The sequence below is a fragment of the Psychrosphaera sp. genome (genome assembly GCF_982872775.1).
The window spans coordinates 1,661-8,681 of the sequence record NZ_CEYNSH010000070.1; the positions used below are offsets into that span (position 1 = coordinate 1,661).

The 7,021-nt window shown below is 43.1% G+C and carries 4 protein-coding genes; 1 reads left to right on the forward strand and 3 read right to left on the reverse strand.

The window, feature by feature from the left end; genetic code table 11:
* Together AC4E96_RS13560 and AC4E96_RS13565 are read right to left on the reverse strand one after the other, a co-directional pair.
* A partial coding sequence (locus tag AC4E96_RS13560; protein ID WP_490256198.1) for a tetratricopeptide repeat protein occupies positions 1-764 on the reverse strand: 764 nt, incomplete at its 3' end.
* Between the two features lie 160 nt (positions 765-924).
* Positions 925-3,357 carry a TonB-dependent receptor gene (locus tag AC4E96_RS13565; protein WP_490256199.1) on the reverse strand — a complete coding sequence of 811 codons (2,433 nt, stop codon included), beginning with the start codon at positions 3,355-3,357 and terminating at the stop codon, positions 925-927.
* Positions 3,358-3,664: 307 nt separating this feature from the next.
* Between AC4E96_RS13565 and AC4E96_RS13570 the strand changes: the two genes are divergently transcribed.
* Positions 3,665-4,663: an NADP-dependent oxidoreductase gene (locus AC4E96_RS13570; RefSeq protein ID WP_490256200.1), complete on the forward strand. Its 999-nt coding sequence runs from the start codon at positions 3,665-3,667 to the stop codon at positions 4,661-4,663.
* 148 nt (positions 4,664-4,811) lie between these two features.
* Here the strand turns inward: AC4E96_RS13570 and AC4E96_RS13575 are convergent, their stop codons facing one another.
* The gene (locus AC4E96_RS13575; protein ID WP_490256202.1) at positions 4,812-6,902 is read right to left on the reverse strand and encodes a M13 family metallopeptidase; all 2,091 of its coding nucleotides are present in this window, start codon (positions 6,900-6,902) and stop codon (positions 4,812-4,814) included.
* Positions 6,903-7,021: the final 119 nt, after the last annotated feature.

Here is a 7,021-nt window from a genome sequence, read left to right on the forward strand (position 1 = left end):
TCCAAAAATAAGGCATTGGCAATAAATAGGTAATCGACAGTAAAGTCGTTTTGTTGTTCGAGGTTAGACAGTATGGATGTTAAGTTCGCAATTCGACTCGAACTGAGACTGTCAGAAGACGTCAAGCGTGATAGGGCAAGGTGTGCCTTTGCATTCGTTGGCTCTTCAGCTAGCGCAAGCTCATAATATTTAATCGCTACTTGGCGGTCTCCAAGGTAATTAGTTGATGCAGCAAGATTACAATATAAATTGGCTTTTGCTTGATGGCTTTGATTCACTAAATCATTCGCCCCAATGGCCTGCTCAAATAGCGGCAATGCCAATTGGTGCCATTCAAAACGCGTGAGTGTTACTGCAATGGTATCTAAATCAATACAGCTGGGCTCGGGACTATTTTCTGTCGAATTGGGTGCACTCTGAATTTCTTTAGCAATCTCTTCGTATAACTCAAGAGCGGCATCGGCCTGAAGCGTTGAGCCATAACAACGCATTAAAGAGGCTTGGACTTGCAGTCTGGTTAGGGTAGCAAAGTGAGTCGCTTGCGGTGTAAATAAAGACAGTGACTTTTGTAAAATGGGGATCGCTTTAGCATACTGGTTGGCGCCTAGCGGAACCTGAGCCATATAGTAATATCCCTCAGGAGCGTTAGGCGCGTCAGCTATTAATTGCAGCGCAAATTGGTGTGCCGACTTTAAGTCATTAGCGCGAATTGCCTGCTGACACTTTTTAATAAGAGTGTGGTTTATTTGAATGGCCGTGTTCAAGTTAAGCTTCAATCCTTTAAAAATAAAAATGGCCCAATTAGGCCATTTTCAAACTATGTATTCAAACGACGTCATCAAACTCTGTCACACGTCGTTTGGGTCGTGATTTCCGAGCAATGATTAATTTTAGTTATTCATGCCCGGTCGTTATCTATGATGTTTAGAGACTAAAATCGTAGTTAACTCGGACACCAATCGTTCTCGGCTTAGTCACGTAATGACCATACACACGGCCAAGCTCCGGCAGGTCTTTATTTTGACTGTCAAATTTGGCCTTACCAGCCCACGACTTATCTCGTCTTGTTGACGTATACGCATACTTGTTAAACAGGTTATCAACATACGCTGTAACTGACCAGTCGTCCAAGTTTAATGTTGCTGAAACGTTACTCAGTGCATAACCAGGAAGGGTTTCACCATCAGCACGAAGCCCGACTTTGGTAATGACTTCATCTTGTGCGGTTAAACCATAATTAATGGTCAATGGTCTATCGTCTAACACTTCTGTTAGATAACTGATTCCAAGTGAAAACTGTTGTTCTGGAGCACCTGGTAATCTGTCACCATCTTTACCGTCATAGTAATCTTGCAATGCTGTACCTTGCTCGTCAATAACGCCAAACAAGAACGGGGCATCTTCGGTTAGTTCCGCATTGGCGTAAGAGTAGCTAGCAAAAATCGTCCAATTCTCGATGAGTGTGGTTCGACCGGATAATTCAACACCCGTTGAATTCGCTTTACCCGCATTGAGAGTAATGAGTTCTGAGCCATTAACAGACGCTGCACCAATTTGAGCATCGTCCCAGTCAACACTGAACAAAGAGGCGTTTAGGTGTAATTTGTTTTTATACCAGCTACTTTTGAAACCAAGTTCGGTATTCGTGGTTGTATCAGGTTTGTAGTCAATTTCATTAGGAAGGGCGCATACCTGCGTGGTTAATGGGAATGTACAGGCAACTAAGCCATTACCACCACCTAAGCGAAAACCTTCGCTGATGGTAAAGTAGGTTAGGACTTCTTTATTGAGCTGGTAGCTAGCATTGAGCTTAAACAAGCTGCCATTATCAGAAGCACTGACTTTTTCGTAATCTAAGTCATCGGTGCTAGCAATTTCACCATCATAAAAAGGCGCGGTAGCGGCTGACCAAGTCGCAACGTCATATTCGTAAAAACGTGCCCCGACAGTAACGTTTAAATCGTCAGTAAAGGCATAACCCACTTCACCAAAAATCGCTGATTCTTTGTCTTCAGACCAGCCTTTGGCAATGTACTCAAGATCGTATTCAATGTTGACGTATTCGCCGTCGAACCAATCTCTTGTCGCACCAGGTGTGTACTCGCGGTCATCATTTTTTGAATCAACTTTGTTGTAGTAAAAACCTACAATCCAATTTAAATCATCGTCTGTATTTGAAACTAGACGAAGCTCTTGGCTGAGAGTTTCAGAACTGCCGGTATCACTCGTGTACGCTGGGTAGTCAGCGTAACCAGACCAAATATCCTGCATTAATAAGTCAGTTTGATCACGTTGACCGATTTGGTCATATTCAGCGTAACCGGTTGCAGAAACTAAGTCGGCAAAACCCAAATCAAGCTCTAGTTCAAGGCTTAACAACTTGTCTGTTTTTTCATTTGGCTCTTCATAGCGTGATGCATTTTCATAGCGACCAATCAAGCCTGAAATAGGGTTGGTTGGACTGAGCGTTGGATAATTATCCGTCGAGTTACCACCATTTTCTTGTTTTTGATAAAAGTAATTGAGGGTTCCTGTGAATGTATCATTCGGTGACCATTTTAAGGCAGTTCGTAGGGTTAACGTTTGTTCGTCATTGGCGTCTTTTATTTGTTTTAAATTAGCCTGAACCGCACCATCATCGTTCCAATCTGGATCAGAAATAGAGGTGCCTGGTGTTTTCAAAACGTAGTTGTAATCAATGAATCCCGGAGTATCAAAACGGTTCACACTAACTCGCAACGCCAACTCGTCTTCAATTATTGGGGTATTGAAGACTGCGCCAACTTCATTGCCAAGCCCGCTACTTTCAGCAAGGCTGAACGCATCAACAGATAAGCTAGCACTGGTGTAATCCATTTCAGGATCGTTGAGGATGTAGCGAATAGCGCCACCTAAGGTTCCTGCACCATATAGAGTACCTTGTGGACCTATTAAAACTTCTACGCGTTTGATGTCGGTGAGTCGGATATCTGATTTGAGAGCGATTTCGCCAACGTAAGTCGCAACCGTTCCACCGTCGGCGATACGGTCAGATGTATTGGTATTTAGACCTCGTACGATTATTGCTGCGTCTTCACGTCCACCTTGATCAGAAATTGTTAGTCCAGGTACCCAACGCGCGACGTCTTCTTGAGACAAAATGTTTTGGGTTTTCATCACATCGCCATCTAGGGCAGAAATGTTCATCGGCACTTCTTGAGCACTACCCGTACGTCGTGTGGCGGTAACCTCAATGGTTTCAATTTCTTGTTCAGCTTGAACTTGTACGGCAGCTGAAACTGAGGGGTGGTAGATGGCACTAAATAATGCGATAGATAGGGCAGAATAACAAAATACAGTGGTTGGCTTTGGTTCCATTGGTGTCGCTCCGTGATGTATAAATAAGATAAATCAAACGTTTTAGAATTATTTTAACTATAACAATAGGTTGAATATTCGAAATTACCCAATATATCTATGAAACTAGACTATATTTGGGGCTGAAACAAGTGGCTTGTTTCCCGATAGATCAAGCCACAAACATTGTCTAGTGAATATGTATTAATTAATTTTGCATATTTATATTGTTTTTGAGTACTGTGGTCAAGTTCAACTTGTGACAATAATTTAAAATATTTTCATGCATTTAATTAGATTTTTTAAAAGTGATTAATAAGGATACAAAATGGCTAAAAACGTTGCACTTCACTTAGTAAAACGCCCAACTGGTGACCCTATCAACATGGAAATGTTTGAAAAGAAAGAATCAGAAACTCCGGCGTTGCAGGAAAATGAATTTTTAGTCAAACAGAATCACATGTCACTCGACCCTGCGATGTTTGGCTGGATGACGGATGACAGAGAAAGCTACATTCCTCCCGTGGAACTTGGTGATGTGATGCGCAGCTCTGGTGTGGGTGAAGTCGTGGAAAGCCAACACCCTGATTATCAAGTTGGCGACCGTGTTATGGGAATGATGGGCTGGCAACACTATTTTGTCAGTGATGGCTCTACAGTAAACAAAATTGAAGCACCCGTAAGTGACGAGCAAGTTTTATCTGTGTTTGCGTTACCAGGCTTAACAGCGACGCAAGGGCTTTTAAAAGTCGGTCAACCTAAAGAAGGTGAAACGTTGATTGTCACAGGTGCCGCGGGTTCAGTAGGTTCTATTGTCGGTCAGCTTGGTAAGGCAGAAGGCATGCGAGTTATAGGTGTGGTTGGCTCGGATGAAAAAGCCGATTGGATTGTTAATGAACTCGGTTTTGACGGAGCAATCAACTACAAAACGGATGCCTTAGCGGCCAAATTAGATGACCTAGCGCCAGAGGGCATCGGTGTTTATTTTGAGAATACCGGTGGTCCAATCCAACACAAAATCTTTGAGAGAATGAACGCCCATAGTCGCGTGGTTGTATGTGGATTAATCGCAGATTATTCAAAAGCCGAACCCTCGCCGGGCCCAAGCTGGCTGAACGTCATTAAAAAGCGTATTCGAATTGAAGGCTTTACGATGCCGGATCATTTCCATGAAATCCCAGAGTTACTACAAACGCTCACACCTTATGTGATGACAGGAAAAATCAAACACCGTGCTCATGTGTTAGATGGATTAGAATCCGCCGTAGAGGGTCTAAACATGTTTTTCACCGGTGAGAATAAAGGCAAATTGATGGTGAAACTCTAAATAGTTAACGTGTCACCTATTCGCGGGTGGCTCGTCTTTGGTTTTCTTTTTTAAAAGCTAATAAAAAGGCCGCCATTCTAAGAATGCGGCCTTTGTTTTATTTACGCGTTGCGCAATGTTTTAAGCGTTATTTACACTCAAAAAAACATTACCAGATGCGTACGCGCTCTTCTGGAGCTAGGTAAAGTTTGTCGCCAGGTTTTACATCAAACGCTTTGTACCATGCATCGTGATTACGAGGTGCTTGCGCACGTACTTGACCAGGAGCGTGAGTACCTGCACGTAATTGTTGTAACATGCTCTGCTCAGTGCGTTTTTCTTTCCATACTTGTGCCCAAGCTAGGAAGAAACGTTGGTCGCCAGTCACACCGTCAATAACCGGTGCTTCTTTACCATTTAGGCTTAGCTTGTAAGCGTGGTATGCCATTGCAAGACCACCAACGTCACCAATGTTCTCACCTAAGCTGTTGCGACCATTAACGAAGTTATCTGGAATCGGCTCGTACGCGCTGTACTGCGCCGCTAACATATCTGCTTTCGTTTCAAACGCTGCACGGTCTTCGTCTGTCCACCAGTTGCGTTGGATACCATTTGCATCAGATTTTGAACCTTGATCATCAAAACCGTGACCCATTTCGTGGCCGATTACCGCACCAATTGCACCGTAGTTAACCGCAGGATCTGCATTTGGATCGAAGAATGGCGGTTGTAAAATAGCAGCAGGGAATACAATCTCGTTAAATGAAGAGTTGTAGTAAGCGTTAACGCGTTGTGGCGTCATGCCCCAGCGATTGCGGTCTGTTTTCTTAAGCTCTTGTTCAACGCTGTCTTTACGGAAAAACTCACGAGTATTGCGAACATTTTCCATTAAGTCATTACTGCTAATCGTTAGACCGTCAAACGACTGCCATACGTCTGGGTAGCCGATTTTCGGGTTGAATGCTGCAAGCTTAGCTTGTGCTTCTTTTTTGGTTTCTTCACCCATCCAGTCTAGTGTTTCAACGCGTTGACTTAATGCTGTGCGAAGGTTCTCAACCAATTCGGCCATTTGAGTTTTAGAGCTCTCTGGGAAGTAACGGTCTACGTAGATTTTACCAATTGCAAAACCAAGTGACTGTGTACCAGACATTGCACCAACAGCACGCTTCCAACGAGGACGAGGCTCTTGCTGACCGCGCAATTCTTTACCGAAGAATTCGAAGTTTGCTGCATAAATCTCTTCAGATAAAAGGCTCGCGTTGTTCGAAATCGCATGGTAAGTCAAATAGTCTTTCCAAACATCTAAGCGTTCATTGTTGATTAATTCAATGACGTCTTTCACTGGTTGTGGCTGTGAAATATTTAGGTGTGGAACTTGATAACCAGTTTCTTCAAAGTAGGCATCCCAGTTAAAGCCAGGGTATTCTTTTGCTAATTCTTCACGTTTGATTTGGTTAAGCGTTAGGTCGCGGTCACGGCGTTTTTCACGTGGCCACTGAACTTCAGCAATTTTAGTTTCTAGCGCTAAGATATCTTTTGCTTTCTCTTCAGCGTCCGCAACATCAGCAAAGTTTAACATTTGTGCAATGTGCTTAACGTAGGCTTCACGGATTTCTTTGAAGCGCTCGTTATCAGCTAAGTAGTAAGAGCGGTCAGGTAAGCCTAAGCCACCTACACCAACAGACATTTGGTATTGGTCTGGATCCAAACGGTTGAACCACATACCACCACCAATTGGTGCAGTTGTACCGTCTAACCAAGCACTACCGAATACGCGAGTTAAACCGTTAGTGTCTTCAACTTGGGCAATTTTGTTTAAAACAGGCTTTAGTGGCTCGATGCCTTTTTTGTTTAGCGTTTCGACGTCCATGTAAGCGTTGTAAAAGTCAGCAACCATTTTTTCTTCAGCATTTAGGTCTTTGCCATCTACTAAGCTATCAATGATTTCTTTTACTTGCTCTTCAGAACGCTCTGCTAGTGCAGTGAAGGCACCAAAACGTGTTTTGTCGGCTGGCATTTCATAGTTGTCATACCAAGTACCTGATGCATACATAAAGAAGTCATCACCAGGTTTAATGTCTAAGTTGCGTGCACTTAAATCAACACCAAAGCTTCCTAATTCAGCCTTTTTAACTTCTGCCGTTTGAGCAGCAGGCGCTTCTTTTTGCGCTGCTGTATTTTGTGCCGTTGTGTTTTTGTCACAGCCTGTAAGCGCTAATAATGCGCCAACAACTGAAACGGCAATGATAGATTTTTTCATCATGATTGTCTGAGTCCTGTATTTGGGTGTCTATACCCTGTTTATCATTGTTATTGTCTATAAAGCATAGAGGCGAGACTAACTTAGCAAATAAGATTTGTGGATTAAACTACGGATTT

Coding starts and splice junctions, on each gene's coding strand:
- AC4E96_RS13570 (WP_490256200.1), top strand. CDS start 3,665: ATGGCTAAAAACGTTGCACTTCACTTAGTAAAACGCCCAACTGGTGAC.
- AC4E96_RS13575 (WP_490256202.1), bottom strand. CDS start 6,902: ATGAAAAAATCTATCATTGCCGTTTCAGTTGTTGGCGCATTATTAGCG.
- AC4E96_RS13565 (WP_490256199.1), bottom strand. CDS start 3,357: ATGGAACCAAAGCCAACCACTGTATTTTGTTATTCTGCCCTATCTATC.